This window comes from Streptomyces yamdrokensis (genome assembly GCF_053890455.1).
Genome location: NZ_CM132679.1, coordinates 6,774,307 through 6,800,420, shown reverse-complemented (window position 1 = coordinate 6,800,420; position 26,114 = coordinate 6,774,307). Strand labels below are relative to the sequence as shown.

Here is a 26,114-nt window from a genome sequence, read left to right as displayed (position 1 = left end):
TCGGCTTCTCAGGCGGCGATCGGTGTGTAGACGGAGTTCTTCTCGGCGCTCTCCTCCACGGCCGCCAGGACGCGCTGCACCTGCAGCCCGTCGGCGAAGGAGGGTTCGGGGGTGCGGCCCTCGGCGACGGCGTGCACCAGGTCGTGGGCCTGGTGCACGAAGGTGTGCTCGTAGCCGAGGCCGTGGCCCGGCGGCCACCAGGCGTCCAGGTAGGGGTGGTCGGGTTCGGTGACCAGGATGCGGCGGAAGCCCGCGTGGGCGGCGGGCTCGGTGCCGTCGTGGTAGGAGAGTTCGTTGAGCCGTTCCAGGTCGAAGGCCAGCGACCCCCGCTCGCCGTTGAGTTCGATGCGCAGCGCGTTCTTGCGGCCGGTGGCGTACCGGGTGGCCTCGAAGGAGGCGAGGGCGCCGGAGGCGAAGCGGCCGGTGAACAGGGCGGCGTCGTCCACGGTGACCTCGCCGGTGCCGGCGCTGTCGACGGCGGCCAGACCGCTGGTGGGCGCGGCGGGCAGCGGCCGCTGCCGGACGAACGTCTCGGTGAGCGCGGAGACTCCCGCCAGCCGCTCCCCCGCCAGGTACTGGGCGAGGTCGACGATGTGCGCGCCGAGATCGCCGAGCGAGCCGGAGCCGGCCTGCTCCCGGCGCAGCCGCCAGGTCAACGGGAACGCGGGGTCCACCAGCCAGTCCTGGAGGTATGTCACCCGTACGTGCCGCAGGGTGCCGATGCGGTCCTCGGCCACCATCCGCCGGGCCAGCGCGGTCGCGGGGACCCGGCGGTAGTTGAAGCCGACCATCGCCAGCCGGCCCTGCCGCCGGGCCCGTTCGGCGGCCTCGGCCATCGCCTCGGCCTCGGCGACGGTGTTGGCGAGGGGTTTCTCGCACAGGACGTGCTTGCCCGCGGCGAGGGCGGCCAGCGCGATCTCGGCGTGGCTGTCCCCGGGGGTGCAGATGTCGACGAGGTCGACGTCGTCCCGTTCGACCAGGGCGCGCCAGTCGGTCTCGGTGTCCGCCCAGCCGTGGCGGTCGGCCGCCGCGCGCACCGCGGTGGCGTCCCGGCCGCAGACGACGGCCAGTTCGGGGCTCAGCGGCAGGTCGAACACGCGGCCCGCGGTGCGCCAGCCCTGGGAGTGGGCGGCGCCCATGAAGGCGTAGCCGACCATGCCGACGCGCAGTGGTGGCTTCCCCGTCTCTGCGCCGTCTGCCCCATCTGACTGCTGCGGCTGTGCCATACGGATGTCCTCCTCGTCGTCGTGGCGGGCGGGGGTGGGCCCCGCCCGGTGGGCTGGTCAGGCCCGTGGGGCGGGGCTCCTCACTTGAAGCCGGTGGACATGTACTGGTCGACGTTCTCCTTGTCGACGACGGCCGAGTAGCAGGTCAGCGAGGTGGGGATCTCGAACTCGGCGAGGCCGCCGACGCCCTTGCCCTGGCCGAGGGCGCGGGCGAGGTCGATCGCGGAGGCGGCCATCGACGGCGGGTAGAGCACGGTCGCCTTGAGGACGCCGTCGTCCGCCTTGATGGCCTGGAAGGCGGAGAGCGCGCCCGCGCCGCCGACCATGAGGAAGTCGTCGCGCCCGGCCTGTTCGATGGCGCGCAGCGCGCCGACGCCCTGGTCGTCGTCGTGGTTCCACAGCGCGTCGAACTTCGACTGGGCCTGCAGGAGCTGGGCCATCTTGGCCTGGCCCGACTCGACGGTGAAGTCGGCTGCCTGGCGGGCCACCTTCTTGATGTTGGGGTAGTTCTTCAGCGCGTCGTCGAAGCCCTGGGTGCGCTGCTTGGTGAGCTCGAGGTTGTCCAGTCCCGCCAGTTCGATGACGCGGGCGTCGGGGGTGTCCTTGAGCTTCTCGCCGATGTAGTGCCCGGCGTTCAGGCCCATGCCGTAGTTGTCACCGCCGATCCAGCAGCGGTACGCCTGCGGGGAGTTGAAGATGCGGTCGAGGTTGACGACGGGGATGCCGGCGCGCATCGCCTTCAGCCCGACCTGGGTGAGCGCCTTGCCGTCGGCGGGGAGCACCACCAGGACGTCGACCTTCTTGTTGATGAGGGTCTCGATCTGGCCGATCTGCTGGGCGGTGTCGTTGGAGCCCTCGGTGACCTCCATGGTGACGTCCGAGTACGTCGCGGCGCGTTTCTCGGCGTTGTCGTTGATGGCGTTGAGCCAGCCGTGGTCGGCCTGCGGTCCCGCGAAGCCGATGGTGACCGGCTTGCCGGGCTTGTCGTCGGCGGCCGGCCGGTCGCTCGCGGCCGGCTCGGCGTCGCTGGGCTCGTTGCTGGTGCAGCCGGTGACGAGGACTCCGGCGGACACGGCGGCGGCTCCGAAGAGCAGCCCTCTGCGGCTCGTGAGAGGTGTCGGCTCTGGCATGGCGGTGAACCCTTTCGTCAGGTCGTGCTCGCGGTGCGGCGCTGGACCAGCACGGCGGCGACGATGATCGCGCCCTTGGCGATCTGCTGGACGTCGCTCTGCAGGTTGTTCAGGGCGAAGATGTTCGTGATCGTGGTGAAGATCAGGACGCCCAGCACGGAGCCGACGATGGTGCCGCGGCCTCCGGTGAGCAGGGTGCCGCCGATGATCGCGGCGGCGATGGCGTCGAGCTCGTAGAGGTTGCCGTTGGTGTTCTGGCCGGAGCCGGACAGGACGATCAGCAGGAAGGCGGCGATGCCGCAGCACAGCCCCGACAGCAGGTACAGGTACAGGCGTTGGCGGCGGACGTCGATGCCGGCGAGCCGGGCCGCCTCCGCGTTGCCGCCGACGGCGACGGTGCGGCGTCCGAAGGTGGTCCGGTTGAGGACCAGCCAGCCGATGACGGTGACCGCCGCGAACACCAGGACCAGGGGCGGGACGCCGAGGACGTAGGCGTCGCGTTCGCCGAGGTCGAGGACGCTGTCGATGGTGACGACCTGGGTGCGCCCGTCGGTGATCTGCAGGGCGAGGCCGCGGGCCGAGGCGAGCATGGCGAGGGTGGCGATGAACGGGACCATCCCGCCGTAGGCGATCAGCACCCCGTTGACCAGCCCGCAGCCGACGCCGACGAGGACGGCGGTGAACAGGATGCCGGCGAACCCGAACTCCTGGGTGGCCACCGTGGTCGCCCACACCGAGGCCAGGGCGACGATCGCGCCGACCGACAGGTCGATGCCGCCCGAGGTGATGACGAAGGTCATGCCGACGGTGACGACACCGATGACGGAGGCCTGGGTGAGGACGAGCTGGAGGTTGCGGGTGTCCAGGAACTCGTCCGGTCTGGTGATGCCGCCGATGAGGACGAGCGCGGCGAGGACGCCGAGCAGCGACAGGGTGCGGACGTCGGCGCGGAACAGCACGGTGCGCCAGGCGGGCGGTCCGCCGGCCGAAGGCGCCTTGTCGGTGCTGTCCCGCGGCGGGGAGACGGGCTGCGTCATGACGCCGGGCTTCCTTCCATGACGAGGTCGAGTACACGGTGTTCGTCGAGCTCCCGGGCGGGCGCCGTGTGGACGACGTCCCCCTCCCGGAGCACCAGGACGCGGTCGGCGAGGCCGAGTACCTCGGGCACCTCGCTGGAGACGAGCAGCACGGCGAGGCCTTCGTCGGCCAGCCGCCGTATGACTGCGTACAGTTCGGCCCGGGCGCCGACGTCGACGCCGCGGGTGGGTTCGTCGAGCAGCAGTACCCGGCAGCCGCGCAGCAGCCAGCGGGCGAGCACGGCCTTTTGCTGGTTGCCGCCGGACAGGGTGCGCACGGGCACGTCCGGGTTGTCCGGCCGCAGCGAGAGTTCGCGGGTGGCGGCGCGGGCCGCGCCGAGTTCGGCGCCGCGGTCGATCCAGCCGGCGCGCGAGAAGCGGGACATGGCGGAGAGCGACACGTTGCGGGTGACGGACTCCAGCATGAGCAGGGCCTGCGCCTTGCGCTCCTCGGGAGCCAGTCCGATCCCGGCGCGGACGGCGGCGCGCACGCTGCCCGGCCGCAGGGGGCGTCCGTCGACCAGGACCCGGCCGGAGTCCGGTTTGCGGGCGCCGTAGATCGTCTCCAGGATCTCGGAGCGACCCGAGCCGACGAGGCCCGCGAGCCCGACGATCTCCCCGGGGCGCAGGGCGAGGTCGAGGGAGGCGAACTCGCCGGTGCGGGACAGCCCCTCGACGGTCAGCACCGGCTCGGCCACCGGCGGGGAGGCGGGGCGTTCGGGGAAGACGTACTCGACGTCGCGGCCGGTCATCAGGGCGACCACCTCGCGGGTCGGCGTCGACTCGGCGGGCAGCCCGCCCGCGACGGCGCGGCCGTCCTTGAGCACGGTCACCCGGTCGCCGATGCGCCGGATCTCCTCGAGGCGGTGCGAGATGTAGACGACGGCGACCCCGTCGGCGGTGAGGTCGGCGACGATGCGGAAGAGGTTGTCGACCTCGTCCGGGTCGAGCGCGGCCGACGGCTCGTCCATCACGATGAGGCGTACCTCGTGCGAGAGCGCCCGCGCCATGGAGACGATCTGCTGCTGGGCGGCCGACAACTCCCCGACCGTGCGGCCCGGTTCGATCTCGGGGTGGCCGAGCCGGGTCAGCAGCTCGGCCGTCGCTTCCCTGGCGGTCCTGGGGCGGACGACGAACCCGGCGGTCGTCGGTTCCTGACCGAGGTGGACGTTCTCGGCGACCGTCATGTGTTCCACCAGGTCGAGTTCCTGGTAGATGGTGGCGATCCCGAGGCGCATGGCGGCGATCGGCGAGCGCAGGGTGACGGCTTCGCCGCGCCAGTGGATGGTGCCGGTGTCGGGCTGGTGGGCGCCGGCCAGCACCTTGATCAGGGTGGACTTGCCGGCGCCGTTCTGGCCGAGCAGGCAGTGCACCTCGCCGGCCTGGACGTCGAGGTCGACGCCGTCCAGGGCCCGGACGCCGGGGAAGGACTTGGTGATGCCGGACATGCTGAGCAGCGGTGGTTCGGGTGCCATGCGGATTCCCCTCGGCGGGCGTGCGGGCCGGTGACAGGGCGATCCCCTTGCGGGGAGGGTGTTTTCGGGCAGGCCGGGGCGCCGGGACGGTGCGGCGCTGGGTGGGAGGGACGGTGCGGGGTGTGGGTGGCGCGCGGGTGGTGCGGGGCCGTACGTCGGGCGGGGTGGGGGTACGTGGTGCCGGTGCGCTGTTTTGTGGGTGGATGCGGTGGGCCGCTCTGCGCGGTGGAGGGCAGAGCTGTCGTGTGCCGTGGAGCCGGGCTTGCTGCTGCGTGCGGTGGAGCCGGGTGCCGTGCTGACGTGCTGCCGTGCTGACGTGGGCTGTTTACGCGGGTGAGAACAGGTGGTCGCTGATGAGCCGGGCCGCGCCGATGACTCCGGCGGTGGGGCCCAGCTCTCCCAGGACGATGGGCAGGTTGCCGGTCGCCAGGGGCAGCGACTGGCGGTAGACCTGGGTGCGGATGGCGGCGAGCAGGGTGTGGCCGAGGCCGGTCACCCCGCCGCCGATCACCACCAGGCCGGGGTTGAAGAAACTGACCAGGCCGGCGATGACCTGGCCGGTACGGCTGCCGCCCTCGCGGATCAGGTCGATCGCGGTGGCGTCCCCCGCGGCGGCCGCGGCGGCGACGTCGACGGCGCTGAGCGTGCCGTTCGTCTCCAGACGGTTCGCGAGTTCGGCGGAGAGCTGCTGCTGGGCGGCCTCCAGCGCGTCCCGGGCGAGGGCCGCGCCGCTGAAGTGGGCCTCCAGGCAGCCCCGGTTGCCGCAGGCACAGGGGCGGCCGTCGGGTACGGCCTGGATGTGCCCGATGTCGCCGGCGCTGCCCGTCGTACCGCGGTAGACCTCACCGCCGACGACGATGCCGCAGCCGATGCCGGTACCGATCTTGACGCAGAGGAAATCGGGGACGGTGCGGGCGACGCCCGCGTGCTGCTCCCCCATCGCCATCAGGTTCACGTCGTTGTCGACCATGACCGGGCAGCCGAGGTCCTGGCTGAGTGCCTCCCGTACGGGGAAGCCGTCCCAGCCGGGCATGATCGGCGGCGCCACCGGGATGCCCTCGGGGAACCGGACCGGGCCCGGGACGCCGATACCGGCGCCGTCGAACCCCTCCGCGAGTCCCGAGGCCCTCAGCTTCGCCGCCATGGACAGCACCTGCTCGAAGACCGCGACCGGTCCGTCGCGGACGTCCATGGGCTGGTTGATGTGCCCGAGGATCTCCAGTTCGGCGTTGGTGACGGCGACGTCGACCGAGGTCGCGCCGATGTCGACGCCGAGGAGCCGCAGGTGCGGGTTGAGGCGGATGTTGTGGGAGCGCCGGCCGCCGCGCGAGGCGGCGAGTCCGTCGGCCACGACGAGTTCCGTCTCCAGGAGCCGGTCCACCTCCACGGCCAGCTTCGACCGGGAGAGGTCGACCTGGTCGCCCAGCTGGGCACGGGAGTTGGGGCCACCGTCGCGCAACAGCCTGAGCAGCCGGGCCTGGTGGGCGTTCGCGGGCCGTGCCGTCATGCGTCTCACGAACCCCTCCCCGCCTCGGTCGGCCTCTGCGCGCCGGTTTCCGGCCACGTGTGTGGCGTGCTTTCGAAGGGAACGTAGCAGCGGCTGCCGGAGGTGGGAAGAAGTCGCGCAGGAATTGCCCCCTACTTTTTCCACTCACAGGACAAAGGGGCTCACGCGGAGCCACCCGCCCCGGGTACTCACCGTCAGGACTTCGGGGACTTCGCCTGTTCGAGGTACGACCGGCGGGTGCGCTCGGTGTGCTCGCGCATGAGCCGCTCGGCCAGCCGCTCGTCGCGGTTCACGATGGCGGTGATCAGATCGCGGTGCTCGGCCCAGGACCTCCCGCCGCGCTGCCGGGCGACGGGGGTGTGGTACCAGCGCACCCGGCGGCCGACCTGGGCGGCGAGCTCGGCGAGGACCGCGTTGCCGGCCAACTCCATGATCTTGGCGTGGAAGCGGGCGTCGAGGGCGACGGCCTCGTCCACGTCGTCGGAGGCGACGGCCCGCAGGCCCAGTGCCACGATCCCGTCCAGGGCCTCGACGCCCGCGCTGTCGGCGTTGAGCGCGGCGAGCCGGGCGGCCTCGGCCTCCAGCAGCGTGCGGACGGTGAGCAGCTGGTCGGCCTCCGCCTCCGTCGGCTCGTGCACGAACGCGCCCTGGGCGGGGCGCAGGTCGACCCACCCCTCGGTGTTCAGCCGCTGGAGCGCCTCGCGCACGGGCTGCCGGGAGACGCCGAGCCGGCCGGCGAGTTCACTCTCGACCAGATGCCGGCCGGGCCCCAGGGTGCGTGTGGTGATGAGTTCGAGCAGTGTCTCGTAGACACGGTCGCGCAGCGGGCCCGGTCGTTCGATCCTGGGCACCGCCCCCTGGGGCAGTCCGGTCGGCAGCATCGCGGTCCCCCTCCTCGGCAGGCCCCCGCCCGGCCGCAGGGCCGGGCGCACGGCACCGCCGACAGTGATTGTCTTTCGTCTACAATCTACGGCGTACAGGCGCCGGACAGAGGGGAGTTGACCGCATCACACCCGTACGAGGGGCTTCCGCCCGAGGGGCTGACGAAGACCGTACGGGGAACCGTCAGGGGCAGCGGACGACCTGCCCGGCGTAGGAGAGGTTTCCGCCGAAGCCGAACAGCAGGACCGGGTCGCCGGACGTCACCTCGCCCCGCTCGACGAGCTTGGCGAAGGCGAGCGGGATGCTCGCGGCCGAGGTGTTGCCCGACTCGGTGACGTCCCGGGCGACGACCGCGTTGACCGCGCCGATCTTGAGCGCGAGGGGTTCGATGATCCGCAGGTTGGCCTGGTGCAGCACGACCGCGGCGAGGTCCTCCGGGGCGTACCCCGCCTTCTCGCAGGTCTGGCGGGCGATGGACGGCAGCCGCGTGGTCGCCCAGCGGTACACGCTCTGGCCCTCCTGCGCGAACCGCGGCGGTGTCCCCTCGATCCGCACCGCGTTGCCCATCTCCGGCACCGAGCCCCACAGCACGGGCCCGATCCCGGGCTCCTCGGACTCCCCGGTCGCCTCGACGACCGCGGCGCCCGCCCCGTCGCCGACGAGCACGCAGGTGGTGCGGTCGCTCCAGTCGGCGACCTCGGACATCTTGTCGGCGCCGATCACCAGCGCGCGGCGGGCGGATCCGGCCCGCACCGCGTGGTCGGCGGTGGCGAGCGCGTGGGTGAATCCGGCGCACACCACGTTGATGTCCATCGCGGCGGGGCCGGGGATGCCCAGGCGTGCGGCGACCCGGGCCGCCATGTTGGGCGAGCGGTCGATCGCGGTGGAGGTGGCGACCAGCACCAGGTCGACGTCGCCGGGGGTGCGGCCGGCCGCCGCCAGCGCCTTGGCCGCGGCGTGCGCGGCCAGCTCGTCGACGGGCTCCTCGGGGCCCGCGATGTGACGGGTGCGGATGCCGACCCGGCTCGTGATCCACTCGTCGCTGGTGTCGACCATGCCCGCCAGGTCCTCGTTGGTGAGCACCCGGGCGGGCTGGTAGTGGCCGACGGCGGCGATGCGCGAGCCGATCATGGATGGGTTCCCCTCGTGTGGCGGTTGCGGGATTCACCAGTCTGATCAGTGACTCGCGGGTACGCCGACAGGTGATGCGACAGGATTCGGGCGCCACGCTTGTCGGCTTCGGTCAGGCCCCCGGAGGCCGGGGCGCGGCGTCACCCGGTGAACAGCTGGGTCGCCTTCCGTACGAGTTCGTACAGGCCGTAGGCGAGCGGGACGCCCACCCACAGCCACGCGAAGACGATCAGCCCGCGGCGGTCGGGGCCCGCCGCGGCCGTGTCAGGCGGACTCGTGCTGCTCTCGCCGCTCATCGGCGGCCTCCTTCGTCTCGTCGGGGCGGGAAACGTGGTGGCGGGGGTGCACGGGACGGACGAGCTCGTTGGCGACGAAGCCGACCACCAGCAGCCCGATCATGATCATGAAGGACAGTCCGTACAGCGACGAGCCGTGCCGTCCCGCCTCCTCCTGCCGGTCGGCGACCCAGTTCACGATGAGCGGGCCGAGCACACCGGCCGTGGACCAGGCCGTGAGCAGCCGCCCGTGGATCGCGCCGACCTGATAGGTGCCGAAGAGGTCCTTCAGATAGGCCGGGACGGTCGCGAAACCTCCTCCGTAGAAGGAGAGGATCACCAGCGCGCACAGGACGAACAGCGGCTTGGAGGAGTCTCCGAACATCGCGATCAGGGCGTACATCAGCGCGCCGACGCCCAGGTAGAGGCGGTAGATGTTCTTGCGGCCGATCAGGTCGGAGGTGGAGGACCAGCCGATGCGGCCCGCCATGTTCGCCGCCGACAGAAGGGCGACGAAGCCGGCCGCGGCGGTCACCGACACCGGTGTGGAGGTGTCCGCGAAGAAGTCGGTGATCATCGGGGCGGCCTTCTCGAGGATCCCGATGCCCGCGGTGACGTTCATGCAGAGCACCAGCCACAGCAGCCAGAACTGCGGGGTGCGCAGGGCGGCGCGGGCCGAGACCTGCGGTCCGGTTCCGGTGAGGGCGGCGGGAGCGCCGGCCGCCGGCCGCGCGGTGTGCGGCACCCGCACCAGCAGGACGCCGAGCAGCATGAACACGGCGTACGTCAGGCCGTGGACGAGGAAGGCGAGTGCGATGCCGACGTTGTCGCCGCCGAAGGACTCGAGCATCTGCGCCGACCACGGCGAGGCGATCAGCGCGCCACCGCCGAAGCCCATGATCGCGATGCCGGTGGCCATGCCGGGCCGGTCCGGGAACCACTTGATCAGGGTCGATACGGGCGAGATGTAGCCGATGCCGAGACCGATGCCGCCCACGAAGCCGTAGCCGAAGACGATCAGCCAGTACTGCTCGGTGGCCGCGCCGAGGGCGGAGAGCAGGAAGCCGGAGGAGAAGCAGATCAGGGCGACGGTCATCGCCCAGCGCGGCCCCCTGCGTTCCACGAGGGTGCCGCCGAAGGCGGCGGACAGGCCGAGCATGACGATGCCGAGCTGGAACGGCAGCGCGCTCTGGGTGCCGCTGAGACCGAGCGCGGACTCGAGCGGCGGCTTGAACACACTCCATGCGTAGGCCTGGCCGATGGAGAGGTGGACTGCGAGCGCGGCGGGCGGTACGAGCCAGCGGCTCCAGCCCGGGGGTGCGACGGGAGGACTCATGAAACCCGGACGATAGGGAGATCACCAGCTTGTGAAAACCCACCGCTCGATCGTATGCGGTGAACGGTATGCGGTCTGCGGCGAACGGTCGGACCGACCGGTTTCCCGGCGCGGGCCGCGCGGCGGGGGGCGAAGGTCGACCACGCTCTGTGAGCGTGCGACTCGAGTCGGCGTGCGGATACCGCGGAGTGGGCTGCGGCCTCACGCCGCACGCGCGGGACCACGTGCAGGACAATGAGATCGTGAAGGTCGCGTCACCGCACGACGATCCGGTGACGCACGGCAATCTGTGCGGCGAGGGCCGATTCGGCTGTCAGCACGTACGGAACCGGGACCGGCCAGGGACCGACCAGGGACTGGGGACATGGGACGAGTCACAGAACGACGCAAGGTGGTCCGCATCCGGGACGGGGTGGTGTCCAGCCGCCCGGACACGCTCGTCACCGAGGAACCCCTGGAGATCCGGCTGAACGGGAAGCCGCTGGCGATCACGATGCGCACCCCGGGTGACGACTTCGCGCTGGCCGTCGGCTTCCTGGTGAGCGAAGGGGTCCTGGCGACGGCAGCCGATCTGCGGAACGTCGTGTACTGCGCGGGCGCGAGGGCGGACGGGGTGAACACCTACAACGTGGTCGACGTGCGGACCGCGCCCGGCGTGGTGATCCCGGACATCACGCTCGAGCGGAACGTGTACACCACCTCGTCCTGCGGCCTGTGCGGCAAGGCGAGCCTGGACGCGGTGCGCACCACGACCCGCCACCCCGTCGCCGACAGTCCGCCGCTGCGCGTCACCCCGGAACTCCTGGCGGGGCTGCCCGACCGGCTGCGCGCCTCCCAGCGGGTCTTCGACCGGACGGGCGGCCTGCACGCGGCGGCCCTGTTCGACGAGGACGGGGAACTGCTGGACGTCCGGGAGGACGTCGGCCGGCACAACGCGGTCGACAAGCTGGTCGGCCGCGCCCTGCGGGGCGGGGGTCTGCCGCTGTCCCGGACCGTCCTGATGGTCTCCGGCCGTGCCTCCTTCGAGCTGGCGCAGAAGGCCGTCATGGCCGGGATCCCCCTGCTCGCGGCCGTCTCGGCGCCGTCCTCGCTGGCCGTGGACCTGGCGGCGGAGACGGGGCTGACGCTGGTCGGGTTCCTGCGGGGCAGCTCCATGAACGTGTACGCGGGTGAGGACCGCGTAGCCCTGCGGGCCCCGGCCGCCCAGGGCTGACCGCTCCCCCGCCGCACGGCGACGGCCCCTCCCTCCACCCCGCGGCCACCGCGCCACGCTCGGGGGCGTCGGGGCGTCGGGGCGTCAGGCGCCATGGACCCGCTCCGCTCCGGCCACTAACGTCCCTGAGCGTGCCCGACGACGCAGCACCAGCACGCGCGGGAACCCGCGTACAGCCACCGCCACCGACGCGACCACAGCCACAGGCGCCGGCGCGACGGGGAACAGGGGCCTGGATCGGCCTGGTACTCGTACTGGCCCTGGCCCTGCTCCTGGGGACCGTGCTGGTCACGGGCCTCCCGGACCGCGACGACGGGCGGCCGGACGGCGGGGCCTGCACACCGCGCACCGTCGCGTCCTGGACCGAGGACGACGCCCTCACCTCCGAGTTCGCCCGCTACGGCGACGACGGCGCCCGCACCGACGACTGGACGGGCGGCGACGGCACGCACTCGGTGCGGCTGCCCGACGGCCGGCTGCTGTGGCTGTTCTCCGACACGTTTCTGGGCCGCGTGCACAGCCCGCCCAACCCGGTCGGCGAGCCGTACGCCTGGCGGGACACGAGCGCGCCGATGGTGCGCAACTCGGCCGTCCTGATGCGCGACGGCCGGCTGGAGTCCACGCTCCCCGCCCCGCTCTTCCCCGATCCTGCCCCGGACCGGTGGCGCTGGCCGGTCGGCGCCCGGGTCGAGCCCCGCTCCCCCGGTTCCGCGGAGCAGGTCGTCCGGGTACTGCTGTGGGTGCGTACGGCGGGGCGGTCCCCGTGGATCTACGGGGTGCCGACCGCCACCGAGGTCGCCACGCTCTCCCTGCCCGACCTGCGCCTGGAGTCGGTGGAGACCGTGCTGGACCAGCAGAACGTGCCCGATCCGTCCCGGAGGGTGCTGTTCGGCACCACCCTGGTCGAGGAGGACGGGTGGACGTACGTCTTCGGCGGCGACGACGGCCGGGCCGTCTCCCGCGAGGCCTCGCAGGCGTACGCGGCGCGGGTCCCGGAGGGCGGGCTCGGCGACCCGGCGGCCTGGGAGTACTGGAACGGCACGGTGTGGCAGACCCGCGCCCGCCCTCACCCGGTGCTCGGCGACGGGCACCGCACGGGTGTGGGCAGCGCCTTCTCGGTGGTGCGGGAGGGCGGGACGTACGTCCTGTTCACGATGGCCACGGGCGTCGAGGGACTGACCACTGTGGCGGCGTACTGGTCCTGCTCCCCCGCCGGACCGTGGCACGGCCCGGCGAAGGAGTTCAGCCCCGCGTTGCCGCACGGCGGGACCGGCGCGTACAACCCGCAGACGCACCCGGAACTGAGCGGCGACGGGCGGCTGGTGCTCAGCTATGACGTGAACCTGCTCGAGCAGTCCGGTGCCGCGGTGCTGCTCGGCCGGAACGTCTCCCTGTACCGGCCCCGGTTCGTGACGCTCCGGCTGGGACCGGGGCGGTGACCCCCTCGGCGACCGCCCCGCCGACGGGGAGATCCGGTGGAGATCACGGCACCGGACCTTGCTCGGAGCCGGATTCCCGTCCGGCCCTTCGGTGAACCGGTGCGTCCTCGTCGGCAACGACCGACCGCGCATCGCCGCCCCGGGCACCCTGGACCGGGAGCAGGCCGAGGCGCTGTACCGCGCGCGGGGTCCGCCGTACGGCGGTGTCCGACGGCCCGGTGACGCGCTCACCGTGCGTGAGATGTGCTGTCCGGAATGCATCACGGGCGGTGATCGTTGACCATGGTAGTTCCACCGGACACCGACCGAAGGATCGAAAGCTCGTGAGCATGGTCCCCCCGATCACCCTGAACAACGGCGTCACGATGCCCCAGCTGGGTTTCGGCGTCTGGCAGGTACCGGACACCGAGGCCGAGACGGCCGTCGCGGCGGCACTGGAGGCGGGCTACCGCAGCATCGACACCGCGGCGGTCTACGGCAACGAGGCGGGTACCGGCAGGGCCGTCGCCTCCTCGGGCATCCCCCGCGAGGACCTCTTCGTCACCACCAAGCTCTGGAACGACGACCAGGGGTACGACACCACCCTGCGTGGTTTCGACGCCTCCCTGTCCAAGCTCGGCCTGGACTACGTGGACCTGTACCTCATCCACTGGCCCATGCCGGCCCGCGGCCGCTACGTCGACACGTACCGGGCGTTCGAGAAGCTGTACGCCGAGGGCCGGATCCGTGCCATCGGCGTGTCCAACTTCCTGCCCGAGCACCTGGAGCACCTGCTCGAGGAGACGTCGGTCGTCCCGGCCGTCAACCAGATCGAGCTCCATCCGCATCTCCAGCAGTCCGCCGCGCGGGAGTACCACGCGGAGCGGGGCATCGCCACGGAGGCCTGGTCGCCACTGGGCTCGGGCAAGGGCCTGCTGGAGGTCCCGGCGATCGTGGCCATCGCCCGCAAGCACGGGCGCACGCCGGCACAGGTCGTCCTGCGCTGGCACCTCCAGCTCGGCAACGTCGTCATCCCCAAGTCGGTGACACCGTCGCGGATCGAGGAGAACATCGACGTGTTCGGCTTCAGCCTGGACACGGAGGACCTCGCGGCGATCAGCGCGCTGAACGAGGACCGCCGCCTGGGATCGGACCCGGCGACGGTGAACTGACCCCGGGCCTTCCCGGCCTTTTGGAACAGGACACGGCGGTCTCTCCCTGCGCACGGGGAGGCCGCCGTCCGTATGGCGCTGCCGGCCCGGACCGGCCCTACACCGGGCGGACGGCCGTGTGCACCGTGTGAGCCGTCAGGAAGAAGACGTCGCAGCGGTGGTGCAGGCTCGCCCCGTCGGCGGGGTCGAGGAGGCGGTCCACGGTGGCGCGGTCCTCGGCGTCCAGTTCCCCGGCGAGTCTGTCGCGGGTGCGGGTGAGCGTCGTGACGACGTGTGCCCGGACACGGTCGGTGGCCGGGGCGGGGAGGTCGAGGAGGAAGGTGCGGGAGCGGCTGTGGTGCAGTCCGGCCGCGGTCAGCAGGGCCGGCCAGTCCTCGGTGTGTGCGACCGAGCCCGGCAGTTCGGTGCGCATCCGGGTGAACCAGTCGGCCTCCACCGCGTCGATACGGCTCTGGAGCCCCGGCCGGCCGATGCCGATGTCGCGCGGCAGGTACCGGGTGGGCAGTCCGCCCTCCAGGACGGCCAGCGTGCCGCCGGGCGCGAGCCGGGCGGCGTAGGCGGTGAGCGCGGCGCGCTGGTCGCCGAGGTGGTGGACGCTGCGGCTGGCCCACAACAGGTCGGCCGGGTACTCCAGTTCGTCGAGCACATCGGGGAGTTCACCGGCGAGGGTCCCGAAACGGTCGCCGGCGCCGTGCCGGGCGGCGCGGTCCGCGGCCCGTTCGAGCAGCGGGGCGGAGCCGTCGACGGCCACGATGCGGGCGCCCTCGAAGACCTCGGCGAACAGGCACGAGATGACACCCGGTCCGCTGCCCGCGTCCACGATCAGCCCCGGTTCGGTCACCTCCTTCGCGAGCCAGCCGAGGGCCCGTTCGTACAGGGGGGTGAAGATTTCGGCCTCCGATTCGAGCAGGGAGGCCATCTCCGCCCAGTCGATCCCGGTGTCCGTCGCGCCGTGGCCGTGGTGGTGGCCGTGCCGGTCGTCGTGCCGGTGCCCGGGGTGGTGCTGGTCGTGGTCGTGCTGCGCCATGGGGGTCAGCCTCTCCGCTCGGATGCGGCCAGAGTGCGCCGACGCGCCCGGCGGAGGCCAGTATTGTTGCCGCTCCGGCAAAGCGGTTTCCCAAAATCGCCCTACGGGCGTGAGCGGTCCGCCGGGGCCGGGCACGCGGCCCGGTCCCCGGCGGACCGGGGTCGATCGGTCAGTCGGTCAGTCGGTCAGTCGGTCGGTCGGTCGGTCGGTCGGTCGGTCAGGGCAGCGGCGGGTACGCGTTCCGCATGAGCTCCTGGAACTGCGCCGAGAACCAGTGACCGGAGACCGGGGCGTCCGGCAGGGCGCCGGTGAGGTTGTGCCCGTTGCGCGGGGTGCCCGTGTAGGTCGGGTCGCACATCCGGTCGAAGCCCTTGCCCTCGTCGTTCGGGATCTCCTCGCTGGCCCCGTCGGACTCGCCCGGGGGCTTCATCCACACGTAGGCGTCGATGCCGTTCTCGGGTGCTGTCTGCGGGCGTTCGCCCAGTCCGGCGCCCGACTGGTTGCACCAGTTGCCGATGTGGATGCGGCGGTCGTAGCGTCCGCCGTCGACATAGGTGTCGACGCTGGTCGTCGCGCCCGGTCCGGTGGGCCGGTCACTGCCGCCCCAGCCGTTGCGGGAGGTGTCGATCAGCATGCCGATGTTCGTGTCGAAGCCGGTCGAGACGAGCTCGTTCCGGAAGGCCTGGGCGAAGCCCAGCTCGTCGACGTACCGGTTCCAGTCGACCCACCCGGACTCGCGGACGGACTTGCCGGCCACGGAGTCGTTGACGGTGAAGTTCTCCTCCTTCAGCGCGCTGTAGTTGGCGGTGTTGGTGATGAAGCCGTGGACGTCGGACGGGGTCGCGCCCTCGGCGGTGGCCGCGTCGTGGAAGACGTCGGCGGAGGCGCCGAAGTTGTCGTCCCAGCCGATCCAGCCGTGGTGGCCGGCGTCGACGTAGTTGTACACGTTCCCCACGTCGCCGAGCTTGTTCAGGGCGTAGCCGACGCCCTTGACGTAGTTGCCGTTGGCCTTCATCACGTCGCACTCGGGCGTGGCGGTGGCCCGGCTGCCGGTGTTGGTGACGAGGTTGGGCAGGGAGTCGATCTCGACGGTGGTGACGATCCGCAGCGGGGCGTACTTCTCCTCACCGAGGATCTCGGCGATCGGGTCGATGTACTCGGTCTTGTAGCGGTCGATCTCCGTCGGGCCGAGTTCGCCGTTGGAGGCGAGGGCGGCGCAGTCACGGCCGGGCAGGTTGTAGATGACCAGCTGGACGACGAGTTCGTCCGAGCCCTTCTGCGCGAGCGCCTCGTCGAGGTGGTCGCGCAGGCCCATGCCGCCGTTCACACCGTTGATGGCGGCGATGCGGTCCATCCAGACCCCGGTGGGCTGGTCGGCGATGCGGTCGCCGCCCGGCTCGGCGGCGGCCTTCGCCGACCACTCGGGGTTCACGTACACCTTGGCACCGCTGTACGGGTTGTTGACGCGGTCGCCGGGACCGGGCGGATCGGTCGGGTCCGTGGGGTCGGTCGGGCCTCCGTCGTCGACGTTGCACGTGACACCGTCGAGGGTGAAGGTGGCGGGAATCGCGTTGGTGCCGCTGTAGGTGCCCTGGAAGCCGAAGCTGGCCGAACCACCGGTCGCCAGCGTGCCGTTGTAGGACTCGTTGGCGGCGGTGACGTTGCTGCCGGACTGGGTGACCTTGGCGTTCCAGCCGCTGGTGACCTGCTGGTTGCCCGCGTAGGACCACTTCAGCGACCAGGACGACTTGGCGGCACCGAGGTTGGTGACGGTCACGGCGGCGGTGAAGCCGGTGCCCCACTGGTTCTGCACCTGGTAGTCGACGGTGCAGGGGACGGCGGCGGCGCCGACACCGTCGGGGACGACGGCGTACGCCGTGCCGGTGGCACCGGCGACCAGCGCCATGGCGGCGAGGAGCGCGGTTCTCGTGCGACTCATGAGTGCGGGTTTCCTATCCGTTGGGGGTGTACGGGTCGCGCTGTCCGAAGAGGGTTGTCCCTAGGGGAGGTTGACGGTCGGCAGTGATCTCACCGGGGCGCGCGTGGGTCGCGCGTCCGGTGCCGTACGGCGTGGGCGTGGGCGTGGGCGTGGGGGGTGCCTCGGGGCGGAGGATCAGGACGAGGCCCGGTCCGCGGTCCGGGACGTGCGGGGGCCGGACCGGCCGTGAGGGGTCCCACGGGAGTGCGCTGCCCCCGCGCCGGGGGTGCGGGTGGTGCCGTCGAGCGGGAACACCGCGACCGCGGTGCCGGCGTCCTGCGGGGAGGCCGCGGCGGAGGGCTCCGCCGTGCACACGGGCGCGGACTCGTGCGCCGTGACGACCGGTGCGGCCGGGGTGCCCGCGCGGGGCACGGACGTACCGGCGACAGGACGTAAAAGTACTGAACGCGGGGGGTGCCACATGAGCGACTCCTTGCAGTTCGGGCGTGCCGTGACGGACGCGTCGACTGGTGGAACCGCTCCCACTGGTGTCCATGAAGCTAGCGCCAAGTGACGGCAAAGAACAGGGGAGTTACCGACATTCACTGAACTTCGGTCATCGAATCTTTTCGACTCTCCACAAGCCTTGACCGCCTTGGACCCCATCCTCACTATGGGAGCGCTCCCACTGGTTCAAGCCTTGACATCTCCGAGTCGCAGGAGGAACCAGCACCATGCATCCCCCACCCAGAAGACGCCGCGGCCTCCGGCGACTGTGGACGGCCGCCGCGGCAGCACTCGCGCTTCCGCTGACGATGCTCTCCTCGGGATCGGCTCCCGCCCAGGCGGCTGCCGTCCAGTGCAGCGTGGACTACCGGACCAATGACTGGGGTTCCGGTTTCACCGCGGATCTGACCCTCACCAACCGTGCCGCGGAGGACATCGACGGCTGGACCCTGACCTACGCCTACACGGGCAACCAGCGGCTGGTGAACGGCTGGAACGGCAGCTGGAGCCAGTCCGGTTCCACCGTGACCGTGCAGAACGCCGGATACAACGCGCGGATCGCGGCCGGCGGCGCCGTCACCACCGGCGCGCAGTTCTCCTACAGCGGCAGCAACGCCGCACCCTCCTCCTTCGCCGTCAACGGCACCACCTGCACGGGGGCCCACCAGCCGCCGATCACCGTGCTGACCAGCCCCGAGGCCGGCGCGGTCTACACGCGGGGCGAAACGGTTCCGCTCGCGGCGACCGCGGCGGCGGCCGACGACGCGACGATCACCAAGGTGGAGTTCTACGACGACACCGAGCTGCTGGGCACGGACGAGAGCGCGCCCTTCACGCTTTCCGCCGCTGGTTTGACCGTGGGCAGTCATTCACTGACGGCGAAGGCCTACGACAGCCTGGGCGCCTCCGCGAACTCGGCCCCGGTCGGCATCACCGTCGCCTCCGGTCCGGTCGTCGTGGCCACTCCTTCCCAACTGGGCGTACGGCAGGGCGAGTCGGGCACGTACGAAGTGAAGCTGTCGACGCGGCCGAGCGCGAACACGACCGTCACGACGACCCGCGCGAGCGGCAACCCGGGGCTGTCGGTCACCGCGGGCGGCTCGCTCACCTTCACGCCGTCGAACTGGGACACCGCGCAGAAGGTCACGATCGGTGCCGACGCGTCGGGCACGGGTTCGGCGGTCTTCGAGTCGTCGGCCCCGGGGCACACCGAGGCGGCGGTCACGGTGACGCAACTGGGCGCGACGAAGGCGTACGACGCGCGCTTCCTGGAGCTCTACGGGAAGATCACCGACCCGGCGAACGGGTACTTCTCGCCCGAGGGCATCCCGTACCACTCGGTGGAGACGCTGATCGTCGAGGCGCCGGACCACGGCCACGAGACCACCTCGGAGGCGTACAGCTACCTGCTGTGGCTGCAGGCCATGTACGGCAAGGTGACCGGTGACTGGTCGAAGTTCAACGGGGCCTGGGACATCATGGAGCGGTACATGATCCCGACCCACGCGGACCAGCCGACCAACTCCTTCTACAACGCCTCGAAGCCGGCGACGTACGCGCCCGAGCTCGACACCCCCGCCGAGTACCCGGCGCCGCTGGACACCGGCGTCTCCGTCGGCCCGGACCCGATCGCCGCCGAGCTGAGGTCCACGTACGGCACGGACGACGTCTACGGTATGCACTGGCTGCAGGACGTGGACAACACCTACGGCTACGGCAACGAGCCCGGCCGGTGCGAGGCGGGTCCGACGGCGACCGGGCCGTCGTACATCAACACCTTCCAGCGCGGTGCGCAGGAGTCGGTGTGGGAGACGGTGCCGCAGCCCACCTGCGACGCCTTCAAGTACGGCGGTGAGAACGGGTATCTGGACCTGTTCACCCAGGACACCTCCTACGCGAAGCAGTGGAAGTTCACCAACGCCCCGGACGCCGACGCGCGCGCGGTGCAGGCCGCCTACTGGGCCGACCTGTGGGCCAAGGAGCAGGGCAACGGCGGTGACATCTCCAGCACCGTCGCCAAGGCCGCCAAGATGGGCGACTACCTGCGCTACTCCATGTACGACAAGTACTTCAAGAAGGTCGGGAACTGCACCAGTCCCTCCTCCTGCCCGGCCGGTACCGGCAAGGACGCCTCGCACTACCTGATGTCCTGGTACTACGCCTGGGGCGGTGCCACCGACACCTCGGCGGGCTGGGCCTGGCGCATCGGCTCCAGCCACGCGCACGGCGGCTACCAGAACCCCCTGGCGGCCTACGCCCTCAGCTCCTACGACGCCCTGAAGCCGGACTCGGCGACGGGGGCGGCGGACTGGGGCAGGTCCCTGGACCGGCAACTGGAGTTCTACCGCTGGCTGCAGTCCGACGAGGGCGCGATCGCGGGCGGCGCCACCAACAGCTGGGCGGGCCGCTACGCGACACCGCCGGCCGGGACGCCGACGTTCTACGGCATGCACTACGACGAGAAGCCGGTGTACCACGACCCGCCGTCCAACCAGTGGTTCGGCTTCCAGGCGTGGTCCATGGAGCGGGTCGCCGAGTACTACCAGCAGACGGGCGACGCGGACGCGAAGGTCGTCCTCGACAAGTGGGTGGACTGGGCACTGTCCGAGACGACCGTCAACCCGGACGGCACCTTCCGCCTCCCGGCGACGCTCCAGTGGTCGGGCAGCCCCGACACCTGGAACCCGTCCTCCCCCGGCGCCAACAGCTCGCTGCACGTCACCGTCACCGACTACACCAACGACGTCGGTGTGGCCGCGGCCTACGCCAAGACACTGACCTACTACGCGGACCGCTCGGGCGACACCGAGGCCGCGGACACGGCGAAGGCGCTCCTCGACGGCATGTGGGACAACCACCAGGACGACCTCGGCATCGCCGTCCCGGAGACCCGCGCCGACTACCACCGCTTCGACGACCCCCTCCACGTGCCGAGCGGCTGGACCGGCACCATGCCCAACGGCGACAGGATCGACTCGTCGTCGACGTTCGACTCGATCCGTTCCTTCTACCAGGACGACCCGGCCTGGTCGAAGATCGAGTCCTATCTGGCGGGCGGCGCCGCGCCCACCTTCACGTACCACCGGTTCTGGGCCCAGGCCGACATCGCCCTGGCCATGGGCTCGTACGCGGAGCTCCTCGAATAGCCCCCGCCGGCGCTCCGCGTGCCGGCCCCGGCACCTGACGCCGGGGCCACGGCGGCCGGGCGGGCCCCCTCGCGCACGGGGGGCCCGCCCGGCCCTCGCACGCTCCCCTCCCCCGCTCCTCCCGCCTCCCCCCACCCCGAGGAAGGACTTCACCGTGCGAAGAACCCGCGTCCTGGCGGCCGTGCTCGCCCTGGCGGCCGGCCTGCTCACGGGCGGCCCGCCCGCCCTCGCCGCCGCTCCCCCCGACCGCTCCGCCGCGGCCGACGCCCCGGCGGGGTCCGCGCTCGCCGCCGACACGTACACCTGGAAGAACGCCCGCATCGACGGCGGCGGCTTCGTCCCCGGCATCGTCTTCAACCGCAGCGAGAAGAACCTGGCGTACGCCCGCACGGACATCGGCGGCGCCTACCGGTGGCAGGAGGGGACGAAGACCTGGACGCCGCTGCTGGACTCGGTCGGCTGGGACGACTGGGGACACACCGGCGTGGTGAGCCTCGCCTCCGACCCGGTGGACCCGGACCGCGTGTACGCGGCGGCGGGCACGTACACCAACGACTGGGACCCGGACAACGGCGCGGTGCTGCGTTCCGCCGACCGGGGCGCCACCTGGCAGAAGGCCGACCTGCCGTTCAAGCTGGGCGGCAACATGCCGGGGCGGGGCATGGGCGAACGCCTGGCCGTCGACCCCCACCGCAACAGCGTGCTGTACCTGGGGGCGCCCAGCGGGAACGGCCTGTGGCGTTCGACCGACTCGGGCGCGAGCTGGTCGGAGGTGACGGCCTTCCCCAACCCGGGCAACTACGCGCAGGACCCGGGTGACACCTCCGGGTACGCCAGTGACAACCAGGGCGTCGTCTGGGTCACCTTCGACGAGTCGACGGGCACGCCGGGCAGCGCGACGCGGACGATCTACGTGGGCGTCGCCGACACGGAGAACGCGGTGTACCGGTCGACGGACGCGGGTGCCACCTGGGAGCGGATGGCCGGGCAGCCGACCGGGCACCTGGCGCACAAGGGCGTCCTGGACACCGGGAACGGTCACCTGTACATCGCATACAGCGACAAGGGCGGTCCGTACGACGGCGGCAAGGGCCGGCTGTGGCGGTACGCGACCGCGACCGGGACCTGGACCGACGTCAGCCCGGTCGCCGAGGCCGACACATACTACGGCTTCAGCGGGCTGACGGTGGACCGGCAGAACCCGGGCACCCTCATGGCCACGGCGTACAGCTCCTGGTGGCCGGACACCCAGATCTTCCGCTCCACGGACAGCGGTGCGACGTGGACGCAGGCGTGGGACTACTCCCCGTACCCGAACCGGGTCGACCGCTACACCATGGACGTCTCGTCCGTGCCGTGGCTGACCTGGGGCGCCAACCCGTCACCGCCCGAGCAGACGCCCAAACTGGGGTGGATGACCGAGGCGTTGGAGATCGACCCGTTCGACCCGGACCGCATGATGTACGGGACGGGCGCGACGGTCTACGGCACCGAGAACCTCACGAACTGGGACAGCGACACCACGTTCACCATCGAGCCCATGGTGCGGGGCCTGGAGGAGACGGCGGTCAACGACCTCGTCTCTCCCCCGTCGGGCGCGCCGCTGATCAGCGGACTCCTCGATGTCGGCGGCTTCCGGCACACGGACCTGACGAAGGTGCCGTCGATGATGTTCACCCAGCCGAACTTCACCGGTACCACCAGTCTGGACTTCGCCGAGTCCAGCCCCGATACGGTGGTCCGGGCGGGTGACCTGGACTCCGGCCCGCACATCGCGTTCTCGACGGACAACGGCGCCAACTGGTTCGCGGGCACCGACCCTTCGGGCGTCAGCGGCGGCGGCACGGTCGCGGCGGGCGCCGACGGCAGCCGTTTCGTGTGGAGCCCGCGGGGCGCCGGGGTGCACCACACCACCGGCTTCGGCACCTCGTGGTCGGCGTCGAGCGGCATCCCCGAAGGGGCGGTCGTCGAGTCCGACCGGGTGGATCCGAAGACGTTCTACGGCTTCAAGTCCGGCACGTTCTACGTCAGTACGGACGGCGGTGCCACCTTCACGGCCTCCCCCGCCACCGGCCTGCCGAGCGGTGACAGCGTGCGGTACAAGGCGCTGCCGGGCGCGAGGGGCGACATCTGGCTGGCCGGCGGGGAGAGCGGCGGGGCGTACGGTCTGTGGCGCTCCACCGACGGGGGACAGAGCTTCACCAGGCTGCGGGGCGTCGACGAGGCCGACACCGTCGGCTTCGGCAAGGCGGCCCCCGACGCCTCGTACCAGACCGTCTTCACCAGCGCCAGGATCGACGGCGTGCGCGGCATCTTCCGCTCGACGGACCAGGGGCAGACCTGGACGCGTATCAACGACGACGCCCACCAGTGGGGTTGGACGGGTGCGGCGATCACCGGTGACCCGCGGGTGTACGGCAGGGTGTACGTGGCGACCAACGGCCGCGGGATCGTCTACGGCGACACCTCGGACACCGGAGGCGGGGACGACGGCGGCGGAGGTACCGACCCCGATCCTGATCCGGAGCCGACGGGGGCCTGCGCGGTGGCCTACGAGGTCACCAACCAGTGGCCCGACGGTTTCCAGGCCCAGGTCCGGGTGACCAACACCGGGTCGGACGCCTGGGACGGCTGGTCACTGACCTGGTCGTTCGCGGACGGACAGCGGGTGTCCCAGCTCTGGAACGGGGCCCACACCCAGTCCGGTCCGGCGGTGACGGTACGCAGCACCGACTGGAACGGCACCGTCGCGGCGGGCTCGTCGATCGGGTTCGGCTTCACGGCGAGCCGTTCGGCGACGAACACGCGGCCGGCGGCCTTCGAACTCGGCGGGCGGGCCTGCACGGTGAGGTGACCGGCTGAGGAGCGGGGAGCCCGCGGGGCACGTGCGGCCGGGTCGGCCGTACGTGCCCCGCGGCCCTGCTCAGGGGGTGTAGACCGCCGGACGCGGCGGGGTCGGCATGCCGTCACCGATGAAGAAGCCGGTGTGCGGCGGCTGGTTGTATGCAGTGTTCTGCCACGCCAGCGAGGTGCGGTACAGGGTGTCGTGGAGCAGTGTCGTGATCTTGACGTTGGTGTCGTGCGGGGTGGAGTAGACGCGCAGCGCGGTGTTGTCGCCGGTGCGCCAGACGACCTCCTCACGCCAGTCGCCGAGGATGTCGCCGGACAGTACGGGGGTGGCCTTGGTGCCGTTGTTGGAGGCGACCCCGGACCCGGTCAGCAGGCGGGTGTCAAAGGAGGTGCCGTACTTGTCGATGCGGGTGCCGTCGAGGAGTTCACGCACCGGGTCGCCGTCCCACCAGGAAAGGAAGTTGGCGGAGGACGGCTTGCGGCCCTTGGTGCCGCCGCCCTCGTCGCGGACGGAGCCGTCGGAGGAGGACCACATCTCGGGGCCGGAGTTGCCCGACCAGATGTCACCGGCGACACCGCGCCCGTTGTCGCAGCAGGCGGACAGCTTCCAGCGGACCGATCCGTTGGCGGGGTCGATGTACAGGGCCGCGGGCTGGGAGGCCGACTCGGAGACCTTGTAGTACTCCAGGCCAGAGGTCGACGCGTCGAGGTCGCCGAGGTGCTGGGCGTCGCCGTGACCGGTCCTCGTGGTCCACAGGCCGTTGCCGTTGTCGTCGACGGCCATCGCGCCGTAGACGATCTCGTCCCTGCCGTCGTTGTCGACGTCGCCGACGGAGAGGCTGTGGGAGCCCTGGCCGTCGTAGCCCTTGCCGCTGTTGGTGGAGGAGTTGGTGTCGAAGGTCCAGCGTCGGGTGAAGGTGCCGCCCCGCCAGTCCCAGGCGGCGACGACGGAACGGGTGTAGTAGCCCCGGGCCATGATCAGGGAGGGCCGGGCTCCGTCGAGGTAGGCGGTGCCGGCGAGGAACCGGTCGACGCGGTTGCCGTAGGAGTCGCCCCAGGAGGAGACGGTGCCGCGGGCGGGGACGTGGTCGACGGTGCCCATGGCCCTGCCGGTCTGCCCGTTGAACATGGTCAGGTACTCGGGGCCGGACAGGATGTAGCCGCTGGAGTTGCGGTGGTCGGCGGAGGAACTCCCGATGACGGCGCCGGTGCCGTCCCGGGTGCCGTCGGCGGTCTTCATGGCGACCTCGGCCTTGCCGTCGCCGTCGTAGTCGTACACCTGGAACTGGGTGTAGTGGGCGCCGGAACGGATGTTGCGGCCCAGGTCGATGCGCCACAGCCGGGTTCCGTCGAGCCGGATGCCGTCGACGATCGTGTTGCCGGTGTAACCGGACTGGGAGTTGTCCTTGGCGTTGGTGGGCTGCCACTTGAGGACGAACTCGAGGGCGCCGTCGCCGTCGAGGTCCCCGACGGAGGCGTCGTTGGCCTCGTAGGTGTAGGAGACGCCGTCCGGGGTGGTGCCGCCGGCCGGCGGGGAGATGGGCACGTCCTTGTAGCCGCCGCGGAACTGGACGGCGTGCACGGAGTCGCCCTGCTCGACGCCGTTCACGACGGCGCGGACGGTGTAGTCGGCGTGGGACGGGGCGCCGGAGTGGAAGAACGTGGTGGAGCCGGTGACGGGGCTTGCGTTGACCTTCGTACCGGCCCGGTAGACGTTGAAGGAGACGTTGTCCGGATCGGTGCCGAGCCAGCGCCAGCCGACCAGGTTGCCGCTGCCGTTGTGCACGCTGACCACGCCCCGGTCGAGTGCCTCGACCTGGCGTGCCGTGGCGGCTTCGGCGGGACCGGCGCCGAGCCCGGTGAGCCCGGCCCCGGCGAGGGCCACGGCGGTGAGGACCGCGGGAAGGGCGAACCGGCGTCTGCGTGACCTGTGCGCGTGCTTCCTTGGATGCAAGTGCAGGTGCTTCACGGGACGAACCTCCAGGGAGGGCGGGGGGATTCCGCCTTTCAGTGGTCACCGGTCCCGGTTCGGTTGCCTCATCCCGCAAGGGACGTCGGCGGCTTCGGCGGCTTCGGCGGCTTCGGCGGCTTTCGGAACGCCCGTAACCGGAAGACCGGGTCGGGGCGGGGGCGGTCCTGGTCGGGGAGGGCGGCGAGGCGGGCGGCGAAGGCGTCGGCGAGGGGGGAGCCGGGGGGCAGGGTGACGAACCAGCCGCGGCGCAGGTCGGCGATGGTACGGCGAGGGCTGCGGCCCTGGCCGTGGCCCCGGAAGACGGTCTGTCCGGCCGGGACGAGGCCCTGTTCGGCGGCGCAGGCCGCCACGTCGGCGGCGAGGTCGCGCACCGGGCCGCGCGGGCGGGCGGCGAGGACGGCGTCGATGTCGCTGCCCACGTTGTGCGAGGCGGCCTTGTCGACGGTGGTGACGTAGACCCCGCCGGGCCGCAGGACCCTGGCGCACTCGCCGACGAGCGCCCGCACGTCCTCGGGGCCGGACTGGAGGTGCAGCAGCCACACGCTGACGGCGGCGTCGAACCGGGCGTCACCGAACGGCAGACGACGGCTGTCCGCGCGGACCACTGCGCCGGGCAGACGGGTGGCCGCGATCCGGGTCATCGACGGGGCGAGGTCGACACCGGTCACCCGCAGGCCGGGGCGGACGGCGGGGAAGCGCCGGGTCACGATGCCGGTGCCGCAGGCGATGTCCAGCAGGTCGCGCGCCCCGAGGGGGATCAGGTCGAGCACCGCCTGCGCGGCGGCCGCGGCCCGGGGCTCACCGCCCCGTGAGGCGTCGTACCGCCCCGCTTCCTCGTCGTAGTCGAGCACAC

At 71.7% G+C, this 26,114-nt stretch carries 19 protein-coding genes and 1 pseudogene; 7 read left to right on the top strand and 13 right to left on the bottom strand.

All coding sequences use genetic code 11. From position 1 onward, the window contains the following. Positions 1 to 8 precede the first annotated feature (8 nt). From ACWZEH_RS30070 to ACWZEH_RS30030, 9 genes are all read right to left on the bottom strand, one after another. A complete protein-coding gene (locus ACWZEH_RS30070; RefSeq protein WP_456194207.1) occupies positions 9 to 1,226 on the bottom strand; it encodes a Gfo/Idh/MocA family protein in 1,218 nt (405 codons plus the stop codon). An 80-nt stretch (positions 1,227 to 1,306) separates the two neighbouring features. Further along, positions 1,307 to 2,356, bottom strand: a complete 1,050-nt coding sequence (locus tag ACWZEH_RS30065) for a substrate-binding domain-containing protein (RefSeq protein WP_456194206.1) — start codon at positions 2,354 to 2,356, stop codon at positions 1,307 to 1,309. A gap of 17 nt (positions 2,357 to 2,373) precedes the next feature. Then, a complete protein-coding gene (locus tag ACWZEH_RS30060) occupies positions 2,374 to 3,393 on the bottom strand; it encodes an ABC transporter permease (RefSeq protein ID WP_456194205.1) in 1,020 nt (339 codons plus the stop codon). Continuing rightward, complete coding sequence (locus tag ACWZEH_RS30055) at positions 3,390 to 4,907, bottom strand: sugar ABC transporter ATP-binding protein (RefSeq protein WP_456194204.1); 1,518 nt, start codon at positions 4,905 to 4,907, stop codon at positions 3,390 to 3,392. Before ACWZEH_RS30055 ends, ACWZEH_RS30060 begins: the two co-directional genes overlap by 4 nt. Positions 4,908 to 5,232: 325 nt before the next feature. After that, the gene (locus tag ACWZEH_RS30050; RefSeq protein ID WP_456199915.1) at positions 5,233 to 6,414 is read right to left on the bottom strand and encodes an ROK family protein; all 1,182 of its coding nucleotides are present in this window, start codon (positions 6,412 to 6,414) and stop codon (positions 5,233 to 5,235) included. Positions 6,415 to 6,608: 194 nt separating this feature from the next. Next, entirely contained in the window at positions 6,609 to 7,295 is a 687-nt protein-coding gene (locus tag ACWZEH_RS30045) for a GntR family transcriptional regulator (protein ID WP_456194203.1), read from the bottom strand. 184 nt (positions 7,296 to 7,479) lie between these two features. Continuing rightward, positions 7,480 to 8,427, bottom strand: a complete 948-nt coding sequence (locus tag ACWZEH_RS30040; protein WP_456194202.1) for a beta-ketoacyl-ACP synthase III — start codon at positions 8,425 to 8,427, stop codon at positions 7,480 to 7,482. Between the two features lie 140 nt (positions 8,428 to 8,567). Beyond that, positions 8,568 to 8,723, bottom strand: a complete 156-nt coding sequence (locus tag ACWZEH_RS30035; RefSeq protein WP_456194201.1) for an MFS transporter small subunit — start codon at positions 8,721 to 8,723, stop codon at positions 8,568 to 8,570. Beyond that, on the bottom strand, positions 8,692 to 10,038 hold the full coding sequence (locus tag ACWZEH_RS30030; RefSeq protein ID WP_456194200.1) for an OFA family MFS transporter: 1,347 nt from the start codon (positions 10,036 to 10,038) through the stop codon (positions 8,692 to 8,694). The genes ACWZEH_RS30035 and ACWZEH_RS30030 overlap by 32 nt, the downstream gene beginning before the upstream one ends. Before the next feature lie 173 nt (positions 10,039 to 10,211). Here ACWZEH_RS30030 and ACWZEH_RS30025 point away from each other — a divergent pair. The 5 genes and pseudogenes from ACWZEH_RS30025 to ACWZEH_RS30005 form a co-directional block, all read left to right on the top strand. Further along, positions 10,212 to 10,373: pseudogene (locus tag ACWZEH_RS30025) on the top strand (2Fe-2S iron-sulfur cluster-binding protein); the annotation flags it as partial. Between the two features lie 29 nt (positions 10,374 to 10,402). Further along, the gene (fdhD, locus tag ACWZEH_RS30020) at positions 10,403 to 11,251 is read left to right on the top strand and encodes a formate dehydrogenase accessory sulfurtransferase FdhD (protein ID WP_456194199.1); all 849 of its coding nucleotides are present in this window, start codon (positions 10,403 to 10,405) and stop codon (positions 11,249 to 11,251) included. A 236-nt stretch (positions 11,252 to 11,487) separates the two neighbouring features. Next, complete coding sequence (locus ACWZEH_RS30015) at positions 11,488 to 12,690, top strand: DUF4185 domain-containing protein (RefSeq protein ID WP_456199913.1); 1,203 nt, start codon at positions 11,488 to 11,490, stop codon at positions 12,688 to 12,690. Between the two features lie 91 nt (positions 12,691 to 12,781). Beyond that, a complete protein-coding gene (locus ACWZEH_RS30010) occupies positions 12,782 to 12,970 on the top strand; it encodes a hypothetical protein (RefSeq protein ID WP_456194198.1) in 189 nt (62 codons plus the stop codon). Between the two features lie 43 nt (positions 12,971 to 13,013). Continuing rightward, positions 13,014 to 13,841, top strand: coding sequence for an aldo/keto reductase (locus tag ACWZEH_RS30005; protein ID WP_456194197.1), 828 nt, complete (start codon positions 13,014 to 13,016; stop codon positions 13,839 to 13,841). Positions 13,842 to 13,938: 97 nt separating this feature from the next. Here the strand turns inward: ACWZEH_RS30005 and ACWZEH_RS30000 are convergent, their stop codons facing one another. Beyond that, positions 13,939 to 14,868, bottom strand: a complete 930-nt coding sequence (locus ACWZEH_RS30000; protein ID WP_456194196.1) for a class I SAM-dependent methyltransferase — start codon at positions 14,866 to 14,868, stop codon at positions 13,939 to 13,941. A 217-nt stretch (positions 14,869 to 15,085) separates the two neighbouring features. Next, positions 15,086 to 16,807, bottom strand: a complete 1,722-nt coding sequence (locus ACWZEH_RS29995) for a glycoside hydrolase family 6 protein (RefSeq protein ID WP_456194195.1) — start codon at positions 16,805 to 16,807, stop codon at positions 15,086 to 15,088. A gap of 713 nt (positions 16,808 to 17,520) precedes the next feature. On the opposite strand from ACWZEH_RS29995, the gene ACWZEH_RS29990 reads away from it, so the two are divergent. Together ACWZEH_RS29990 and ACWZEH_RS29985 are read left to right on the top strand one after the other, a co-directional pair. Beyond that, positions 17,521 to 20,439: a glycoside hydrolase family 48 protein gene (locus tag ACWZEH_RS29990; RefSeq protein ID WP_456194194.1), complete on the top strand. Its 2,919-nt coding sequence runs from the start codon at positions 17,521 to 17,523 to the stop codon at positions 20,437 to 20,439. 154 nt (positions 20,440 to 20,593) lie between these two features. Next, positions 20,594 to 23,293 (top strand): cellulose binding domain-containing protein, encoded by a 2,700-nt coding sequence (locus ACWZEH_RS29985; protein ID WP_456194193.1) that lies wholly within the window; start codon positions 20,594 to 20,596, stop codon positions 23,291 to 23,293. A gap of 69 nt (positions 23,294 to 23,362) precedes the next feature. Here the strand turns inward: ACWZEH_RS29985 and ACWZEH_RS29980 are convergent, their stop codons facing one another. Together ACWZEH_RS29980 and ACWZEH_RS29975 are read right to left on the bottom strand one after the other, a co-directional pair. Next, the gene (locus ACWZEH_RS29980) at positions 23,363 to 25,258 is read right to left on the bottom strand and encodes a rhamnogalacturonan lyase (protein WP_456194192.1); all 1,896 of its coding nucleotides are present in this window, start codon (positions 25,256 to 25,258) and stop codon (positions 23,363 to 23,365) included. 68 nt (positions 25,259 to 25,326) lie between these two features. Next, positions 25,327 to 26,112, bottom strand: coding sequence for a class I SAM-dependent methyltransferase (locus ACWZEH_RS29975; protein WP_456194191.1), 786 nt, complete (start codon positions 26,110 to 26,112; stop codon positions 25,327 to 25,329). Positions 26,113 to 26,114: the final 2 nt, after the last annotated feature.